This window comes from Amycolatopsis sp. SB7-3, from assembly GCF_041021335.1.
Lineage (GTDB): Bacteria > Actinomycetota > Actinomycetes > Mycobacteriales > Pseudonocardiaceae > Amycolatopsis > Amycolatopsis japonica.
In genome coordinates this window covers 287,789-304,976 of record NZ_JBFPJQ010000006.1, presented here as the reverse complement: position 1 = coordinate 304,976, position 17,188 = coordinate 287,789, and the positions used below count along the sequence as shown (strand labels likewise).

Annotated in this window: 20 protein-coding genes; 10 read left to right on the top strand and 10 right to left on the bottom strand. The window is 69.4% G+C overall.

Translation table 11 applies throughout. The features are described from left to right. Positions 1 to 73 precede the first annotated feature (73 nt). Positions 74 to 553: a carboxymuconolactone decarboxylase family protein gene (locus AB8M46_RS34175; protein WP_394362884.1), complete on the top strand. Its 480-nt coding sequence runs from the start codon at positions 74 to 76 to the stop codon at positions 551 to 553. A 51-nt stretch (positions 554 to 604) separates the two neighbouring features. Here AB8M46_RS34175 and AB8M46_RS34170 read toward each other — a convergent pair whose 3' ends face one another. The 4 genes from AB8M46_RS34170 to rimO form a co-directional block, all read right to left on the bottom strand. After that, positions 605 to 1,054 carry a helix-turn-helix domain-containing protein gene (locus AB8M46_RS34170; protein WP_037343144.1) on the bottom strand — a complete coding sequence of 150 codons (450 nt, stop codon included), beginning with the start codon at positions 1,052 to 1,054 and terminating at the stop codon, positions 605 to 607. 101 nt (positions 1,055 to 1,155) lie between these two features. Beyond that, the gene (locus tag AB8M46_RS34165; RefSeq protein ID WP_394362883.1) at positions 1,156 to 1,617 is read right to left on the bottom strand and encodes a CinA family protein; all 462 of its coding nucleotides are present in this window, start codon (positions 1,615 to 1,617) and stop codon (positions 1,156 to 1,158) included. Beyond that, positions 1,614 to 2,255: a CDP-diacylglycerol--glycerol-3-phosphate 3-phosphatidyltransferase gene (gene pgsA / locus AB8M46_RS34160; RefSeq protein WP_394362882.1), complete on the bottom strand. Its 642-nt coding sequence runs from the start codon at positions 2,253 to 2,255 to the stop codon at positions 1,614 to 1,616. The genes AB8M46_RS34165 and pgsA overlap by 4 nt, the downstream gene beginning before the upstream one ends. Next, positions 2,252 to 3,700 carry a 30S ribosomal protein S12 methylthiotransferase RimO gene (gene rimO, locus AB8M46_RS34155; RefSeq protein ID WP_037343141.1) on the bottom strand — a complete coding sequence of 483 codons (1,449 nt, stop codon included), beginning with the start codon at positions 3,698 to 3,700 and terminating at the stop codon, positions 2,252 to 2,254. The genes pgsA and rimO overlap by 4 nt, the downstream gene beginning before the upstream one ends. An 88-nt stretch (positions 3,701 to 3,788) precedes the next feature. On the opposite strand from rimO, the gene AB8M46_RS34150 reads away from it, so the two are divergent. After that, a complete protein-coding gene (locus AB8M46_RS34150) occupies positions 3,789 to 4,316 on the top strand; it encodes an amino-acid N-acetyltransferase (protein ID WP_016332644.1) in 528 nt (175 codons plus the stop codon). Here AB8M46_RS34150 and AB8M46_RS34145 read toward each other — a convergent pair. Next, on the bottom strand, positions 4,313 to 4,840 hold the full coding sequence (locus AB8M46_RS34145) for a CGNR zinc finger domain-containing protein (RefSeq protein WP_394362881.1): 528 nt from the start codon (positions 4,838 to 4,840) through the stop codon (positions 4,313 to 4,315). The two genes, AB8M46_RS34150 and AB8M46_RS34145, sit on opposite strands and share 4 nt — an antisense overlap. Before the next feature lie 58 nt (positions 4,841 to 4,898). Here AB8M46_RS34145 and AB8M46_RS34140 point away from each other — a divergent pair, with 58 nt between their 5' ends. Together AB8M46_RS34140 and AB8M46_RS34135 are read left to right on the top strand one after the other, a co-directional pair. Further along, positions 4,899 to 5,744, top strand: coding sequence for an alpha/beta fold hydrolase (locus AB8M46_RS34140; protein ID WP_394362880.1), 846 nt, complete (start codon positions 4,899 to 4,901; stop codon positions 5,742 to 5,744). An 11-nt stretch (positions 5,745 to 5,755) separates the two neighbouring features. Further along, positions 5,756 to 6,397 (top strand): nitroreductase family protein, encoded by a 642-nt coding sequence (locus tag AB8M46_RS34135; protein ID WP_394362879.1) that lies wholly within the window; start codon positions 5,756 to 5,758, stop codon positions 6,395 to 6,397. Here the strand turns inward: AB8M46_RS34135 and AB8M46_RS34130 are convergent. The 4 genes from AB8M46_RS34130 to AB8M46_RS34115 all read right to left on the bottom strand — a co-directional run bounded on the left by AB8M46_RS34130 (position 6,394) and on the right by AB8M46_RS34115 (position 11,059). Next, positions 6,394 to 6,852 carry a hypothetical protein gene (locus AB8M46_RS34130; protein ID WP_037343134.1) on the bottom strand — a complete coding sequence of 153 codons (459 nt, stop codon included), beginning with the start codon at positions 6,850 to 6,852 and terminating at the stop codon, positions 6,394 to 6,396. The genes AB8M46_RS34135 and AB8M46_RS34130 overlap by 4 nt on opposite strands. A 43-nt stretch (positions 6,853 to 6,895) precedes the next feature. Further along, the gene (locus AB8M46_RS34125) at positions 6,896 to 7,471 is read right to left on the bottom strand and encodes an RloB family protein (protein WP_037343132.1); all 576 of its coding nucleotides are present in this window, start codon (positions 7,469 to 7,471) and stop codon (positions 6,896 to 6,898) included. Beyond that, positions 7,468 to 8,646 carry an ATP/GTP-binding protein gene (locus AB8M46_RS34120; RefSeq protein ID WP_037343474.1) on the bottom strand — a complete coding sequence of 393 codons (1,179 nt, stop codon included), beginning with the start codon at positions 8,644 to 8,646 and terminating at the stop codon, positions 7,468 to 7,470. Before AB8M46_RS34120 ends, AB8M46_RS34125 begins: the two co-directional genes overlap by 4 nt. Before the next feature lie 85 nt (positions 8,647 to 8,731). Further along, positions 8,732 to 11,059, bottom strand: a complete 2,328-nt coding sequence (locus AB8M46_RS34115; RefSeq protein ID WP_037343129.1) for a DNA translocase FtsK — start codon at positions 11,057 to 11,059, stop codon at positions 8,732 to 8,734. A gap of 297 nt (positions 11,060 to 11,356) precedes the next feature. Between AB8M46_RS34115 and AB8M46_RS34110 the strand changes: the two genes are divergently transcribed. The 6 genes from AB8M46_RS34110 (at position 11,357) to AB8M46_RS34085 (ending at position 16,617) form a co-directional block, all read left to right on the top strand. Further along, positions 11,357 to 12,166 carry a 1-acyl-sn-glycerol-3-phosphate acyltransferase gene (locus tag AB8M46_RS34110; RefSeq protein ID WP_063277180.1) on the top strand — a complete coding sequence of 270 codons (810 nt, stop codon included), beginning with the start codon at positions 11,357 to 11,359 and terminating at the stop codon, positions 12,164 to 12,166. A gap of 48 nt (positions 12,167 to 12,214) precedes the next feature. Continuing rightward, positions 12,215 to 12,829 carry an NAD(P)H:quinone oxidoreductase gene (wrbA, locus tag AB8M46_RS34105; RefSeq protein ID WP_394362878.1) on the top strand — a complete coding sequence of 205 codons (615 nt, stop codon included), beginning with the start codon at positions 12,215 to 12,217 and terminating at the stop codon, positions 12,827 to 12,829. 70 nt (positions 12,830 to 12,899) lie between these two features. Beyond that, positions 12,900 to 13,190 (top strand): hypothetical protein, encoded by a 291-nt coding sequence (locus tag AB8M46_RS34100; RefSeq protein WP_037343115.1) that lies wholly within the window; start codon positions 12,900 to 12,902, stop codon positions 13,188 to 13,190. Continuing rightward, positions 13,190 to 14,725, top strand: coding sequence for an alpha/beta hydrolase (locus AB8M46_RS34095; protein ID WP_394362877.1), 1,536 nt, complete (start codon positions 13,190 to 13,192; stop codon positions 14,723 to 14,725). The genes AB8M46_RS34100 and AB8M46_RS34095 overlap by 1 nt, the downstream gene beginning before the upstream one ends. Positions 14,726 to 14,796: 71 nt before the next feature. Further along, positions 14,797 to 15,351, top strand: coding sequence for a hypothetical protein (locus tag AB8M46_RS34090; RefSeq protein ID WP_394362876.1), 555 nt, complete (start codon positions 14,797 to 14,799; stop codon positions 15,349 to 15,351). 294 nt (positions 15,352 to 15,645) lie between these two features. Next, positions 15,646 to 16,617 carry an EamA family transporter gene (locus AB8M46_RS34085; protein WP_394362875.1) on the top strand — a complete coding sequence of 324 codons (972 nt, stop codon included), beginning with the start codon at positions 15,646 to 15,648 and terminating at the stop codon, positions 16,615 to 16,617. Here AB8M46_RS34085 and AB8M46_RS34080 read toward each other — a convergent pair. Beyond that, the gene (locus AB8M46_RS34080) at positions 16,594 to 17,184 is read right to left on the bottom strand and encodes a DUF305 domain-containing protein (protein WP_394362874.1); all 591 of its coding nucleotides are present in this window, start codon (positions 17,182 to 17,184) and stop codon (positions 16,594 to 16,596) included. The genes AB8M46_RS34085 and AB8M46_RS34080 overlap by 24 nt on opposite strands. Positions 17,185 to 17,188: the final 4 nt, after the last annotated feature.

Here is a 17,188-nt window from a genome sequence, read left to right as displayed (position 1 = left end):
GAGCCTGTCAGCGCAGCCTGACCGGCGGCATCTGGTGGTCGTTCGGCACACGACCACGAAAGAGGACGAGATCATGGATTCCCGTTTCGATCTGAACGGCACCGAGCTCGGCGCCAAGCTCGGCAAACGCTTCGCGAACGTCAGTGTGGGCATCAAGGGTTCGTCCCTGCCGAAGGTCACCCAGGAACTGGTGTCACTGCGGGCCAGCCAGCTCAACGGCTGCGGGTTCTGCGTCGACGCCCACGCCAAGGACCTGGCGGCAGCCGGGGAACCCGCGGTCCGCGTCAACCTGGTCGCCGCTTGGCGCGAGTCGACGGTGTTCACCGAGGCCGAGCGGGCCGCGCTGGCGCTCGCGGAGGAGGGCAGCCGGATCGTCGACGCGCACCAGGGTGTCTCCGACGAGACCTGGGCCCGGGTGCGGAAGCACTACGACGACGATCAGGTCGCCGCGCTGGTCTACCTGGTCGCGATGATCAACGCCGCCAACCGGCTGCTCGTGATCACGCACACCAAGGGTGGCTCCTACCAGGCGGGCACGTTCGACGCGAACTGACGGAAGAGGCCCCAGGCGACTGCCTGGGGCCTCTTCCGTTCACGACCTTCGCTAAGCGGCGACCATCTTCGGTGCGGAGATCGTCGTCCGCAGCGCGGGGCTCATCCGCGGCGGCGGCGAGATCCGCAGGTCGGCCAGATCGTTGCCGATCAGCTCGGACACCAGACGGCCGCCTTCGAGCTCGCCCGCTTCGGCGCTTTCCCGCTCCGGAGCGCGCCTCTTGCCCGCTTCGACCTTCTCGTCCACCGGGGCGACCTCGACGTTGTCCATCGCCGAGACGTCCGCCGCGACCTTGTGCAGGAGTTCGCCGAGCGGAAGGTCCAGGGCCTCGCAAATGGACGCCAGCAGCTCGCTGGACGCCTCCTTCTGCCCGCGCTCGACCTCGGACAGGTAACCGAGGCTCACCCTGGCGGCGCGGGAGATGTCCCGCAGCGTTCGACGCTGGTTCGTGCGGGCGTGTCGGAGCCGGTCGCCGATCGCCTCGCGCAACAGCACGGTCATCACGCGCCTCCCTTCCAGGACTGACTACCCCCTACGTTACCCAGAGCGGTGCCCTGGGCGCAGGTGTTGACACGGCAATACGCCAAGGGCGAACGCGGCGATCATGCGAGATGTTCCCCCAGCAGGGCGAACGCGCCGGAGACGGCACCCGCCCTGACCGAGGCTCGATCACCGCTCAAGCCCAGCGTACGGACGGTGAGGACGTCCGGTCCGGCGAGACCGACGTGGACGACGCCGGGCGCGACCCCGTCCTGTCCGTCCGGACCCGCGACACCGGTCAGGCCGAGACCCCAGGTGGCGCCGCACCGGTCCCTCGCGCCGGCGGCCAACTGCGCCGCGACCTCGGGATGCACGGCGCCATGCGCGGCGAGGAGGTCTTCGTCGACCCCGGCCAGCTTCGCCTTGAGGTCGGTGGCGTAGACCACCAGTCCGCCTCGTACGACGGCACTCGATCCGGGGACCTCGGTCAGCGTCGCGCAGACCAGACCGGCGGTCAGCGACTCGGCCGTCGCCACCGTCTCCCCACGCTCGATCAGGTGAGTGATCAAGGTCTCAGCTTTCATGCGCCCGCGGCACGCCGTCCCGCCGCGCGCAGCCGGACCGCGCGTACGACGTAGTCGAGACCGGTCACGACGGTCAGCACCAGCGCGAGCCCCATCAGCACCCAGCGCACCGGCTCGGCCGACGCGGGCAGGGGCAGCAGGTACGCGGTGATGGCCGCGATCTGCGCGAGCGTCTTGGCCTTGCCGCCCCGGCTGGCCGGGATGACGCCGTGCCGGATCACCCAGAAGCGCAGCAGGGTCACGCCGATCTCGCGGACCGCGATGACGATGGTGACCCACCAGCCCAGTTCGCCGAGCACGCTCAGCCCGATCAGCGCGGCGCCGATCAGCGCCTTGTCGGCGATCGGGTCGGCGATCTTGCCGAAGTCGGTGATCAGCCCGTACTTGCGCGCGACCCAGCCGTCGACCTGGTCGGTGAACGACGCGATCGCGAACAGCGCGGTGGCGATCGCGCGCCAGAACGTGTCCTCCCCGTCGCCGACGAACAGCGCCATCACGAACAGCGGCACCAGCACCAGCCGCGACATCGTGAGCAGATTCGCCAGGTTCAGGGTCGGGACCGGGGTGGCCTCGGGTACCCGGGCGTGCTCACCGCCCGTCCCCTCACCGGCCCCGGCGTCGCTCGGGGCGGCATTCACCGGTCGGCCTCGGGCGGCGCGGGCCGCACGATCAGGTCGACACCCTCGGAGTCGACGACCTCACAGCGGACGAAGTCGCCCACCGCGAGCTTGGGCAGGTCTTCGGTCTCGATCAGGACGCATTCGCCGTCGACCTCGGGGGCCTGGTGCGCGGCGCGGCCGATCGGGTCCTCGCCGTCCTCCGCCTGCTCGATCAGGACGTCGACGAAATCCCCGATGCGGTCCTCGGCACGCTGCGACGTCAGCTCCTCGACCAGCGCGGAGATCCGCGCGACCCGCTCGGCCACCACGGACTCGTCGAGTTTGCCGTCGAAGGTCTCGGCCTCGGTGCCGTCCTCGTCGGAGTAACCGAAGACGCCCACCGCGTCGAGCCGCGCGCCGTTGAGGAAGCGCTCCAGCTCGGCGACGTCCTCTTCGGTCTCGCCGGGGAACCCGACGATGACGTTGGTGCGGATACCGGCGTTCGGCGAGAGCTCCCGGATCTGATCGCACAGCGCGAGGAACGAGTCCGTGGAACCGAAGCGGCGCATGCGGCGCAGCACGGTCTCGCTGGAGTGCTGGAAGGACAGGTCGAAGTAGTCGGCCACACCCGGGGTGGTCGCGATGGCCTTGACCAGGCCGGGGCGTGTCTCGGCGGGCTGCAGGTACGAGACGCGGACGCGTTCGATACCGGGCACCGCGGCCAGGCGCGGCACCAGCAGCTCCAGCGCGCGGGCGCCGTCGCGGCCGAAGTCCTTGCCGTAAGAGGTGGAGTTCTCCGAGACGAGGAAGACCTCCTTGACGCCGTTCTCCGCGAGCCACATCGCCTCGGCGACGATCTCGTCCGGCTGCCGCGACACGAAGGAACCGCGGAAGGACGGGATCGCGCAGAACGAGCAGCGGCGGTCACAGCCGGAGGCGATCTTCAGCGCGGCCACCGGGGAGGTGTCGAGCCTGGTCCGCAGCACGCGCGGGCCCCAGCCGTGCTGCGCGTGCCCCGGAACCTCGACCGACTCGGCGGCGGTCGGGCGCTGGACCGGGCTGATCGGCAGCAACTTGCGGCGGTCGGACGGCGTGTGCGACTCGACCTTGCGGCCGGCCACGACGTCGTCGAGACGCTCCGCGAGGTCGGCGTAGTGGTCGAAGCCCAGGACCGCGTCGGCCTCGGGCAGGCTCTCGGCCAGCTCGTTGCCGTAGCGCTCGGCCATGCACCCGACGGCGACGACCTTCTTGCCGGTGTCGGACGCCGCGAGCAGCGTGTCGACCGAGTCCTTCTTCGCGGACTCGACGAAGCCGCAGGTGTTGACGACCACAACGTCGGAGTCCTCGGGCTCGGCGGCGAGCTCCCAGCCGCCCGCCGCCAGCCGTCCGGCGAGTTCCTCGGAATCGACCTCGTTGCGGGCGCAACCGAGGGTCAACAAGGAAACGCGACGGGTGGCGACAGGATCAGTGGTGGGAGAAGGCACGTGCCTTAGGGTAGCTGGCCTGTTCGCGGGGTCGGCGATCGCTCGCTCGGGCGAGCCCTCGACCGGGCCGGGCGCCGGGGATGGCTTAATGGTGGACGTGCCCTCAGACCCCCTCCCGCACCGCCGCCCCACCGTCCGCCGGGCGCGGATCGCGGACGTCCGCAAGATCAAGGCGCTGGTCGACTCCGACGCCGGGACGGTGCTGCTGGAGAAGGAACTCGTCACCCTCTACGAGAGCGTCCAGGAGTTCTGGGTGGTCGAGGACGGCGACGACGTACTCGGCTGCGGCGCGCTCCACGTGCTGTGGGAGGACATCGCGGAGCTGCGCACCATCGCGGTCGACAAGGACTCCCGCGGGCGCGGCATCGGGCACGCGCTGGTCGGGCAGCTGATCGACTTCGCGCGCGAGATCGGGCTGAAACGGCTGTTCGTGCTGACCTTCGAGACCCATTTCTTCGCCGGGCACGGGTTCGTCGAGATCGACGGGACGCCGGTGACCCAGGAGGTCTACGAGGAGATGCGGCGCTCGGCCGATCCGGGTGTCGCGGAGTTCCTCGACCTGCCGTACGTGAAGCCGAACACCTTGGGCAACAGCCGGATGCTGCTGGAGCTCTAGCCCTTCGCCGCGTGGCGCGCGACCCGGACCCGGTTGCCGCACAGCGACGGCGTGCACCACACCCGCCTACTGTTGGCCGCCACGAACAGCATCGAGCAGTCGTGCGCGCCGCATCGCCGCAGCTGAGCCGCGCGCGGCCCGGACACGAGGTCGATCGCCGCGACCGCGACGGCGGCGAGGGCGATCTCCCCGCCGTCCTCGCCGTGCCAGCACGTCTCCACTCCCCCGTCGATCAGCCGCGGGCTGGTCGGGACGGCGGCCGCGGCCGCGTTCACCCGCTCCACCGCCCACGCCTCGGGCTCCCGCGCCGCCACGACCGCCTCCAGCAGCTCACGCACCGCCGAACGCAGCCGCCTCGTCTGCTCGGGCGAAGGCGCGCGGGCGCCTTCCGGCAGAGCCTGTGCCGACCAGAACCGGGCGTGCCCCTCGTCGAGCAGGTCGATCGACGGCGAGACGGCCAGCATGACCGTGTCGGCGAGGTTCACCGCGAGATCGTCACCGGGAAGCGAGTCGAGATCGAGCATGCCTTGACACTATCAGGTACTAATGGTTCGAGACAGTTTTAACCATTAGGGAGTGCTCATGGCGACCATCCGGCACCGTTCCGTCAAGCTCGGCGACGTCGAGGTCTTCTATCGCGAAGCCGGCCACCCCGAAGCGCCCGTGTTGCTCCTGCTGCACGGCTACCCGACGTCTTCGCACCAGTTCGTGCGGCTGATGCGGCGTCTCGCCGGCCGGTGGCGGCTCGTCGCCCCGGACCTTCCGGGCTTCGGGCAGACCGTCACGCCCGAGGGCTTCACGTTCACCTTCGACCGGCTCGCGGAGGTCGTCGGCGAGTTCGTGGACGCGCTGGAGCTGCGGCGATACGCGCTCTACGTCTTCGATTTCGGCGCTCCGACGGGCCTGCGGCTGGCCGTCTCACGGCCCTCCCAGATCACGGCGCTGATCACGCAGAACGGCAACGCCTACGTCGAGGGGCTCGGCCCGGCGATGCCGGACTTCCCTTCCCTGACCGACGAAACCGAGGCGCGGCGCGGCTTCGAGGCGATCCTCGAACCGGAGCAGATCCGCTACCAGTACACCGGCGCCCGCGACCCGGAGACCATCGATCCCGCGAACTACCTGCTGGACCAGTACTTCCTCGAGCGCCCCGGCCGCGCGGAGGCGATGCTGGACCTGTTCTGGGACTACCGGAACAACCCGCCCGCGTACCCGAAGTTCCAGGCGTGGCTGCGCGAGGCCCAGCCGCCCGTACTCGCCGTGTGGGGCCGCAACGACCCGTTCTTCGTCCCGGCGGGGGCCGAGGCTTTCCGGAAAGATGTTCCCTCGGCGGAGGTCCACCTCTTCGACACCGGGCATTTCGCGCTGGAGGAGGACCTCGAACCGATCAGCGACCTGATCGACCGCTTCCTGGCGAAGCATCTGTAGAAGGGCGGCACATGGACACCTCGGTCACCGACCACCTGCTCAGCACGACGCGGGCGGTCCGCCGCAAGCTCGACCTGGACCGTCCGGTGGAACCCGAGGTGCTCGACGAGTGCCTGCGGCTCGCGCTGCAGGCACCCACACCGGGCAACCAGCAGGCGTGGCGGTGGCTCGTCGTGCGGGATCAGGGCGTGAAGGACCGGTTGTCCGAGCTGTTCCGGCGGGTCGGGAAGGCATACCTGGAGGCGAACGCGGCGGCGCTGGGCGAGGCGATCACCGAGCCTTCGGTGGCGCGGGCGTTCGCGTCGGGACAGCACCTGATCGACGTGATCGACCGGGTGCCCGTCTTCGTCATCCCGTGCCTGACCGGCAGGCCGAGCGGCGACAACGCGACCGACGCCGCGTTCTACGGCGGGATCTTCCCGGCGGTGTGGAACTTCCAGCTGGCGCTGCGGTCACGCGGCCTCGGCTCGACGCTCACGACGTACCACCTGCCCCACGAGGCGGAGGCGGCCGGAATCCTCGGCATCCCCGCCGACGTCACGCAGGTCGGGCTGCTGCCGGTCGCCTACACGACGGTGCCGGATTTCAAACCGGCGGCGCGTGTGCCGCTGTCCGAAGTCGCGTATCTCGACGGCTGGGGCAATCCCCTTTAGGCCTTGGACACCCGCAGGGTGACCTGGTCGCCCCCCGAACTCACGGCGACCAGGTCCACCCGGCAGGCGGCGAACTCGACGGACTGCCTGCCACCACGTCCGGTGGAAGCGAGGGCCGCCGTCGTCCGCTCGCCGCGTCCCGGTTCGGCCAAGGTCAGCTCGACCACGGCCTCCCCTTCCCAGACGCAGACCATTCCCGTGGCGCAGCGGGAATCGGACACCAGGCGAGCGAAGCGGATGCTGACGTCCTTCGACGCGACCTCCGTCGTGTCACCGGTCTTGAGGACGACGGTCTTCCCCAGCTCGACGCTGTTCTGGGCGTCGCGAGCGGGCTGAGGCCGTTGCACCGGCGCGGGCTGGGCCGGCGCGGGTTGCTCGCGCGCGGCGGAGCTGCCGGCCCCGCAGGCGAGGCCGACCAGTGCGCAGAGGACGACGAGCAGCTTCTTGAGGTCCACGGGTCAAGGACGTAGCGGAGGCTCCGGTCCGTTGCACCGGTCTTCAGTTGATCTTTTCGACCAAGGCCCAGACTCCGGTGGACGGGTTCCGACCGTGCTCGAAGCCCAACTCGACGTTGTGCTTCTTCGCGCGCTGGACAGCGGCCTCGATCCCACTCTCGTAGTCCGCGAACCGCAACGCCGACTTACTGAACCCCGGTACGTGCTTGACCAGCCGTTTCGCCACGTCCCCGTAGCAGGTCAACGGCGCCGAGCAAGCCTCGAAATGAAGCAGCAACCAGAACTCGAAGCACGGATTCGAGATCGCCAGATTGATCCGGAGCCTGCCGGCCGTCGCCGCGGCCTTGTCGAGGTCGAACTCGTCGACGTCGACCACGCACCACACCTCGTCGTGCGTTCCCTCCGCACGATCGCGCATTCCCGCCGCGTACTTGACCACCGTGTCCGGGTCGCCGCGCTTCGCCTTGATCTTGATGGTGACGGCCGGGTTACGCCGTGCCCGTTTGAGCCCCTCGAAATACGCGGGCTCCGTGGCCTCGGCACCGCAGACGACGAGGACCGACGTTCGCTCCTCCCTGAATGCCGACCGCCTCCGGCCGCTGTTCTCCCGGCGAGTCATCTGCCCAGCACTGCCTCGGCGAAGTCACCCAGCACCGGAACGGCCCCATAGCTACCGGCGAGATAGCGCCGTTCGGTGTTCTGGTCTTTGCGCGGCTTGAAGTCCGTAAGCGGGTAAAGCTCGCTCGCGCCTTCGGCGTTCTTGTCGACGAACCAGATCTGGTCTCGTTCCAGCACGTCGTCGCCGAGCATGGTGCCCAGGAGAGTCGTGTCATGGGTGGTGAAGACCAGTTGGGCTCCGCGTCGATTGACGCCCTGATCACGGAACAAGCCGATCAGCTCCGCCACGAGTTTGGGATGGAGGCTGGTGTCGATCTCGTCCACGACGAAGGCCCATCCGTTGTCCAGCACGGTCAGGACGGTCGGCAAGAGCCCGAGCCAATTGTTCGTCCCGGCCGATTCGTCGAACAGGCTGAAGGGCTCGGCGCCCTGCCCATGGTGCAGTCGTACCGAACGATGGTCGCTGCCCTTGTCCTGCCAGACGACCATGTCGGTGATCCCGGTGTCAGCGGCTCGCAGCAAGGCGATCAATCGCGCCCGGTTGTCCGGGTCCACGTCGATGAACTCGGTGACCCTTCGCTGTACCTCGAGCGGCTCCCACTGCTGATTCCTGAGCCACACCCGCAATTCCTGTTTGAACCAGCGATAGACCGGGACCAGGGGGCCCAGCTGTAGCCGGTCGCAGACGCTGAGCAAGAGCGCGTTCGGCTGGATCAACTCCTCCAGCACGGCGAATTTGCTTTTGAGGTCCGCGGTCGTGCTCCCGAATCGGACGCTGCCGCCCTGCCGTTCGAAGATGACTCGCCGACGCTTCTCCGGATAGGTGTAGAGCCACTCCTCCACCACCCGGTCGGCCGCGGTCTCACCGTCGATCCGGAATCCATAGGTGTGGCGGACGTCGTCGAGCATCAGTTCCACGACATAAGTCGACGGGCGCCTGCTGTCCCCCGAGCCGAGCCGGAAGTGACTTTGGTGGAGAAGGCTCCAGTAACCCTCCACCAGGGACCTCATGGTGAAGAGCCCGTCGAGCAGATTCGACTTTCCGGAGGCGTTCGCCCCGTAGACGGCCGCCACGGGAACCGCCGCGCGCTCGTCCCCCGGCATCGCGGGCATCAGGAGCAACTCCTGCTCGTCGCGAAAAGAGCGGTGGTTGCCCAACCGGAAGCTCCGGAGCACCCTGAGCACCTCCCTGGCAAAGTTTCAGGCCGTTCTGTGACAGTAAACCGCACAGAACGGCCTGAAGCATCATCCAGGGACCGGTTCAGTCGTCGGAGACGTCGCCGCCGTTCGCGTCCCCGCCGCCGCGGATCATGAACAGCACCGACTCCAGCTCCTCCGGCTTGATCAGCACATCTCGCGCCTTCGAGCCCTCCGAGGGACCGACGACCCCCCGGCTTTCCAGCAGGTCCATCAGGCGCCCGGCCTTAGCGAAGCCGACCCGCAGCTTCCGCTGCAGCATCGACGTCGAACCGAACTGCGAGGTGACGATCAGCTCGGCGGCCTGCAGCAGCACGTCGAGGTCGTCGCCGATGTCGGAGTCGATTTCCTTCTTCTCGCCCGCCTTCGCCGCGGTGACGCCGTCGGTGTAGTCCGGCTGCGCCTGCTCCTTGGCGAAGTTCACCACCGCGGCGATCTCTTCGTCGCCGACGAAGGCGCCCTGGATGCGGACCGGTTTCCCGGCGCCCATCGGCAGGTACAGCGCGTCACCCATACCGATGAGCTTCTCCGCGCCCGGCTGGTCGAGGATGACCCGCGAGTCGGTGAGCGACGACGTCGCGAACGCCAGCCGCGACGGCACGTTGGTCTTGATCAGGCCGGTCACGACGTCGACCGACGGGCGCTGCGTCGCCAGCACCAGGTGGATACCGGCGGCACGCGCCTTCTGGGTGATCCGGACGATCGCGTCCTCGACGTCGCGCGGGGCGGTCATCATCAGGTCGGCGAGCTCGTCGACGATCGCCATGATGTACGGGTACGGCGCGTACACGCGCTCGCTGCCCGGCGGCGCGGTGATCTCGCCCGAGCGCACCTTCTTGTTGTAGTCGTCGATGTGCCGGACCTTGTTGACCTGCATGTCCTGATACCGCTGCTCCATCTCCTCCACCAGCCAGGCCAGCGCGGCGGCGGCCTTCTTCGGCTGGGTGATGATGGGCGTGATCAGGTGCGGGATGCCCTCGTACGGGGTCAGCTCGACCATCTTCGGGTCGATCAGGATCATCCGGCACTCGTCCGGCGTCGACCGCGCGAGCAGCGACACCAGCATCGAGTTGACGAAGCTCGACTTACCGGACCCGGTGGACCCCGCCACCAGCAGATGCGGCATCTTCGTCAGGTTCGCGGTGACGAAGTGGCCTTCGATGTCCTTGCCGAGCCCGATGACCATCGGGTGGTTGTCCTTGACCGTCGACGGCGCGCGCAGCACGTCGCCGAGGCGCACCATCTCGCGGTCGGAGTTCGGCACCTCGATGCCGACCGCGGATTTGCCGGGGATCGGCGCCAGCAGCCGGACGTTGTCGGTCGCCACCGCGTAGGCGATGTTCTTGGTGAGCGCAGTGATCTTCTCGACCTTCACGCCGGGGCCGAGTTCGACCTCGTACCGGGTGACCGTCGGCCCCCGCGTGAAGCCGGTGACCTGCGCGTCGACGTTGAACTGCTCCAGCACGCCGGTGATCGCCTCGATCATGGCGTCGTTGGCCTTGCTGCGGGACTTCGGCGCGTCGCCGAGCTTCAGCAGGTCCGGCGGCGGGAGTTTGTAGTCGCCCTCGACGGTCCTGGTGACCGACAGCGGAGCCTCGGCCTTCTTCGGCTTCTTCTCCTCGACAGGCTTGGGTGCGGGCTTCGGCGCGCGCAGCGGCGTCGGCGCCTCGGCCAGCGCGGCTTCGATGTCGAGTTGCTCGCCCTCCTGGTCACCCGTGGCCTGGCGGCGCCGCGACGGCTTCCGCAGGCGGACCGATTTCGGGTCGGCTTCGGTGACGGCGTCGCGTTCCTCGTGGATGGCCTTGCGCTCAGCCTCGGCCTCCTCGATTTCCTCAGGGTCGAGGCCCCAGTTACGCAGGCGGTGCGGGATCTCCCGGACCGGGGTCCCGGTGAACACGAGCGTGCCGAACAGCAGCGCCAGCACCAGCAGCGGCACGGCGACCCAGGTGGTGACCCCCATGGTCAGCAGGCCACCGGAGAACGCACCGATCACGCCACCGGCGTACATCCGGCCGTCGTTGGTCTCGGGCAGCGCGGTGAAGATGTGCAGCAGGCCGAGTACCGCCAGGACCACCAGCAGGGTGCCGATGACCATCCGCGGCCGGGCTTCGGGCACCGGTTCCGACCGCATCAGCGCGACGGCCACCACGGTGAGTACCAGCGGGAGCGTCACCGCTCCGGCGCCGAGCAGCGAGCGCGTGCCGAGCTCCACCCAGCCGCCGATCGGGCCGGCGGCCCGCCACCAGACGCCGAACGCGATCACCAGCGCCAGTGCGATGAGACCGAGGGCGAGACCGTCGCGACGGTGCTCGGGTTCCAGTTCGCGGCCGCGGCCGACCGTCCGCGCGAGGGTGCCGAGGCCCTTCGCGAGCAGATTCCAGGTGCCGCGCACGCCTTTGGCGAACGTGCCGGAAGAGCGTTTCCGCGGCGCCGGACGCCGTGGAGCGGGCTTCCTCGCAGCCGTTGACCTGGGCTTCGCCGGGGTACGCGGCTTTCGCGCCGGCCCCTTGCTGCCGCCGCTTCGCGCCGTACTCCGCTTCCTGGTCGTCGACCCGCTAGCCATGTCTCCACGGTAACCGCCTCGACCCTCCAGCCCCGGCCGCCACTCGGAGCACATCCGGAACATTCGTCTCAGGTCACAGCTTGAGCGGCCATCCGGGTGAAAAGCCGTTCATGAAATGCTCTGCGCATGTTCGCGCTGCATCAGGATGAAAATTCGGCTCGCCGCGCCCCGGCCATCTGGCGCACGATGCTGAACATCGACCGGGGGCTGGTCAACTTCGTCGGCAAACTCACCGTGACCGGCGGTGTTTCGGCGGAACTGCGTCGGCGGCCCCTGCTCATGACGGCCAACCACATCGGCGTGTTCGACGCGTTCGTGCTGATGGCGGCCTGCAAACGGATCGGGATCAACCCGCGGTTCATGCTGGCGGGCGGCATCCTCGACGCGCCGGTCATCGGCCCGGCGCTGCGGGTCAGCGGCCACCTGCGGGTCGACCGCAAACAGGCATCGACGGCCATCGGCCAGTTCGCCGAGGCCGCCGAAGCGCTGCGGACCACTCGCGACCCGCTGATCGTCTATCCGGAGGGCCGGATCAGCCACGATCCGGGTCTGTGGCCGGAGCGCGGCAAGACCGGCGCGGCGCGGCTCGCGCTGGCCGCCGGGGTGCCGGTGATCCCGATCAGTCAATGGGGCGCGCACGAAGCCGTCTACTGGGGGACGGAGACCGTCAACGGTCCCGCCGATCTGGTGCCGCTCGCCAAGTCCGGGCTGAGCGCGCCCATGCGGCGGCCGCGGTTCAAGGTGCACTTCGGCGAGCCGGTGGACCTGTCGGAGGTCGAGCCCGAGCGGCCGGGCGCCGGGGTCCGCGCGCACGCCAAGATCATGCAGGCGATCACCGACGGCCTGGTCCCGCTGCGCCGCGACGAACTGGACAAGCCCCGGTTCCACGACCCGACGCGGCCAACGGACACCGTCAGCCCCTGGAAGAAGCACTGAGTTCCGGATCCTGAGACGGGGGCTCACGCTCGCCTAAGGTCGGCGGACGTGAGCACCCGCATCCTCGTCGTCTACTACAGCGCGACCGGCAACACCGCGAAACTGGCGTCGGCGCTGGCCGACGGCGCCCGCGAGGCCGAAGCCGACGTCCGCGTCCGCACGGTTCCCGAGACCGCCCCGCCCGGAGCGGTGGCGAGCAATCCGCGCTGGCAGGCGTGGGTGGACTCGGGGCCGCACCACGAGACGGCGACGCTGGAAGACCTGGAGTGGGCCGACGGTTTCGCGGCGGGCAGCCCGACCCGGTTCGGCGGCCCGGCCGCGCAACTGAAGTCCTTTTTGGACAGTACCGGCGGCCTGTGGGCCAAGGGGAAGCTCGTGAACAAGGTCGCGACCTCGTTCACCACCGCGTCCACCGCGCACGGCGGGCTCGAATCGACCGTGCTGGCGACGAACAACATCTTCTACCACTGGGGCGCCATCGTCCTGCCGCTCGGCTACACCGACCCCCACCTGCTCGAATCGGGCAATCCGTACGGCGGCTCGTTCGTCTCGCGCAAGTCCGCCGAACCCGACGACCTCGCCCTCGACGCCCTTCGTCTGCAGGGGCGGCGGCTCGCCACCGTCTCGCGCTACGTCGCCGACGGGCTTTTCAAGGACGGGTGAAGGGAACCGCAAGTCCGTCTCCCGCGTCGTAGGGTGGTCACACAGCGTCACGCTACGGGGAGGAAGCGGGATGACCGGCGGGTACGAGGTGGCCTTGGCGGCGATCGGCGCGGCATCAGACGCGGCGAAACGGGCTTCGGCCGACGTCGGGAAGGTGGACCTCTCGGCCACCCTCGCCGGCGTCGCGACCGGCTTGCCGGGTGGCGTTTCCGGTGAAGCGGCGCGGCTGCTCGCGGACGCCTGGAGCCGCGCGGTGCCCGGCTGGGCGCGGAACACCGCCGACTACGCCGAACGGCTCGACGAGGCGGCCGTCCGCTACCGCGCCAACGAACTGGCGGCGTCACGGGAACTCCCCGTCTGATGCTCACCTGGGGAGACGTGCGCCGGTGGGATCCGGCCGCGATCGGCCAGGTCGCCGACGCGCTCAACGACGGTTGCACCCGGATCATCGCCGCCAACGACGACGTCGAAGCCATGGCACGCTTCACGAACTGGACCGGCGACGCCGCCACCGCCGCGAAGACGCGGGGCGAATCGCTGACCTCCACCCTGGAGCGGCTCGTCGCCCAGGCGTCCGCGGTCCGGCGGGGCGCGCACGAGGTGCAGATCGCGCTGGACCGGATCGTCGCGTTCGTGCGGGAGACCGACGAACTGGCGCGACGGAACGGGCTGGCCATCGGCCCTGGCGGGGAGATCACACCCGCGGGTGTTCCGTCGCCCGACCAGCCGCGCGTGAGGGCGGAACTGGCGGACAGGGTCGAACAAGGCCTGCGCCGCGCGGCCGACGTCGACGCCGATTTCGCCGAGATCCTGCGTCGCGCGCTGCGGGGCGAGATCACCGAACAGGGTGGCGGCACGCTCGCCCAAGCGGCCGACGCCGGAGCCGCGCAAAGCGGCCTGTCGATCATCGGCCCGCCGGAGAACGGCACCCCCGGGGACAACAAGGCGTGGTGGGCGAGCCTGTCGGACACGGCGAAAGTAGCTCTGCTGCAAGGAAATCCGGGACTCGTCGGGAATCTCGACGGTATCCCGGCGACCGACCGCGACGCCGCCAACCGCGCCGTCCTCGCCCGCGAGATCGCGCGACTCCAAGGCGATCCCAAACTCAGGGGTCTCGAAGCCATCCAACAGAGGTTGGACCGGTCGGACCCGCAGGCGTTCCTGCTGGGGTTGGACACCGGCGGCGACGGGAAGGCGATCGTTTCGGCGGGGAATCCCGACACGGCGGTGAACGTGGCGACGTACGTGCCGGGGACCGGCTCCGAGTTGTCGAAGATCGGCGGCGACCTCAACCGGTCCGACAAAATGTGGGCCGCGGCGACCACGTCGGGTTCCCCGTCGACCGCCGTGATCACCTGGCTCGGCTACGACGCACCGAATGAGATAACCGACGCCGCGAGCCCCAAGTACGCCGACGGCGGCAAGGCGGCGCTCGCGCAATTCCAAGACGGGCTGAGGGAAACGCATCAAGGCGCGCCCTCGCACAACACGGTGATGGGGCACAGCTACGGAACGACCGTCGTCGGGCACGCGGCCGTCGACGGCGGCCTCGCCGCGGACGAACTCGTCTTCGTGGCGAGCCCCGGCGTCGGCGCGCACGACGTGAGCGAACTGCATCTCGACGGGGTGGATCAGGACGAGATCGGCAAGCACGTGCACGCGACCGTGGCCGAGCACGACATGATCAATCTGGCGAACCTCGAGATCGCCGGGTACGACCCGATCCTCGGCCAGGACCCGGCCGACGCGGACTTCGGCGGGCAGGTGTTCACGTCGGCGCCGGGGACGGACGGGTGGGGTGGGTACAGCAAGGAAGCGCACAGCGAATACTGGGAAGACAACAACCCGTCGCTGAACAATCTCGGCCAGATCATCGCCGGGAAACCGACGACGTGAACCGGGCCTTCACATTCATCCTCGCCTCGCTGATGTTCTCGGCGGCCTGTTCCCCTGGAGGTGGGGACGACATGGAATCGACGATCACCGAACAGCAGGCTCGCGACAAGGTCGAGCAGTACATCCAAGGCGCGCTGTCGGCGTTGCCCGCCGGTGCCGAGTTGAAGCCGTTCACGCGGAACCGCTCCGAATGCACGGACCCGACCGACAAAGGCCCGTTGGGCCGCTTCGAGATCTCCGCGACCTACGAGGTCATCGGCCTGGACTCCGCGCGGTTCGCCGAGCATTTCACGGCGATCACCCAGTGGTGGGAGTCGCACGCGTTCAAGATCCTGACCGACTCCCGGCCGACGGATCAGTACGTCTTCGCCCGCAACACCGGCGATGCCTTCGACATGTCGATCAAGGCGAACGACCTCGGCAAGTTCTACGTCGGTGCCACCTCCCCGTGTGTCTGGCCGAACGGCACCCCCGATCCCCAGGCCCTCGAAGCCACCGAGCCCGAGCAGCCGGTCGCCGCTCCCCCGGAGCCGGAGCCGGAGCCCGCGCGCAAACCGCGTCGCGCCCCCGTCGACGACGAGGACTTCGCCCAGACGAACTGGACCGACGGCGGCACCTCCTTCTGACCGCTCGCCTGCCAAGTACGTGAAGGCCCCCTTCCTTGCGCTAGACGCAGTGAAGGGCCCCTTCCCTCGGCTGAGCCGAGGGAAGGGGCCCTTCACGCGCGGCCGCTGTGACTGCTGGTGCACATGGGACGCACGTGGCGATCATCAAGTCCGTGAAGGCCTCCTTGAGGGACCCAGAGCCCCTCAAGGAGGCCTTCACGGACCGGCCCGGTGACCATCCGCGGCCAGGGCCCCGAAGACCAACCGGTGGGAAAACGGGTCGCCCCGCAGGCACCCGGCCTCTACCCTCCGGCCGTGACCGCCGAACTCGCCGCCGCCCCCAGCCAGCACGTCGCGCATCGCGGCCGGGGCATCACGCTGATCCTGCTCGCCGCGCTCTTCTTCGGCACCTCGGGGGTGCTGGGCAAACCGGCGATGCAGGCCGGGTTGTCGCCGGAGCAGGTCGCGGCGATCCGCATCGGGCTGTCGGCGATCGTGTTGCTCGCGCTGGTCGCCGTTTTCCGGCCGAAGCTCCTCAAAGTCGCGAAGAACGAGTGGCCGCTGCTGCTCGCGTACGGCTCGCTCGGTGTCGCGGGCGTCCAGCTCATGTACTTCCTCTCGGCGGGCCGGATCCCGGTCGGGATCGCGATCCTGCTCGAGTTCACCTCACCGGTGCTGATCGCGCTGTGGGTGCGGTTCGTGCGCCGCGTGCGGCTACCGAAGGCGATGTGGGCGGGGATAGCGCTGGCGATGACGGGGCTCGTGCTGGTCGCGCAGGTCTGGGAGGGGCTCAGCCTGGACGTCCTCGGGTTGCTCGCCGGGCTCGGCGCCGCCGTCTGTTCGGCGGGCTACTTCCTCCTCGGCGAGCGCGGTGTCGCGGACCGCGATCCGCTCGGCATGGTCACCTGGGGGATGACGATCGGCGCGGTACTGGTGTGCGCGGTCGCCCCGCCGTGGACGATCCCGTGGGGTGTCCTCGACACGCCGGCGACGTTCGGGCCGTGGGAGCCGCCGGTGTGGTCGTTGCTGATCGCGCTGGTGCTGATCGCGACCGTCCTCGCCTACGCGACGGGGATGGCGGCGCTCCGGCATCTCCCGGCGTCGGTGGCGAGCGTCGTCGGGCTGGTCGAGCCGCTGATCGCCGCCGCCGCGGCCTGGCTGCTGCTGGGCGAGGCGCTCAGCTGGATCCAGGCCGCCGGCGCGGTGGTGCTGCTGACCGGCGCGTACATCGTCCAGCTGAATTCCAACGTGGTCCAGACGGACTCAACCCTGCTGGAAGCCCCGTAGGTCGCCGATCTCCTGCTGCTGCGAACGGGAAGTCGTCGCGGCGAGGTCGCGAGCGTCGGGGTTGCGGCCGTGCTGGGTCTCGGCGTCGGCGATGCGGACGCCTGCTTCGCGCTGGCGCAGCAACCGCGTGACGAACTGGCGGTCGAAGTCCTTTCCGGACAGTGCGGCCAGTTCCGCCATGTCGCCGGGACTGACGTACCCGTCGCGCTGGACGTGTTCGAGGTTCGGGTCGTCCGGCGCGGGCTGACCCCACGCCTCGATGAGCCCGGAGAGCCGCGCGATCTCCGGTTCGTGCGTGTCGATGATCCGCTTCGCGAGCACCTTCAGCTGTTCGTTCGCCGCGCGGGTTTCCGCCAGGGAAGCCAGATCCATGCCCTGCTGGTGGTGCGCGAGGGCCTGCCGCGCGAAGGCGACGTCGGCGTCGTTGAACGGGACGGCGGCCTGCTGCGCCACCGGCGACGACCCGGGCGGCGCCGTCTGCGACTGGGGCGCCTCGTCCGAGCAGCCCGCGAGCGCGACGGCGGCCAGGGCGACGGCGGGCAGGAACCGGAGGACGGCGTGCGGCATCGAA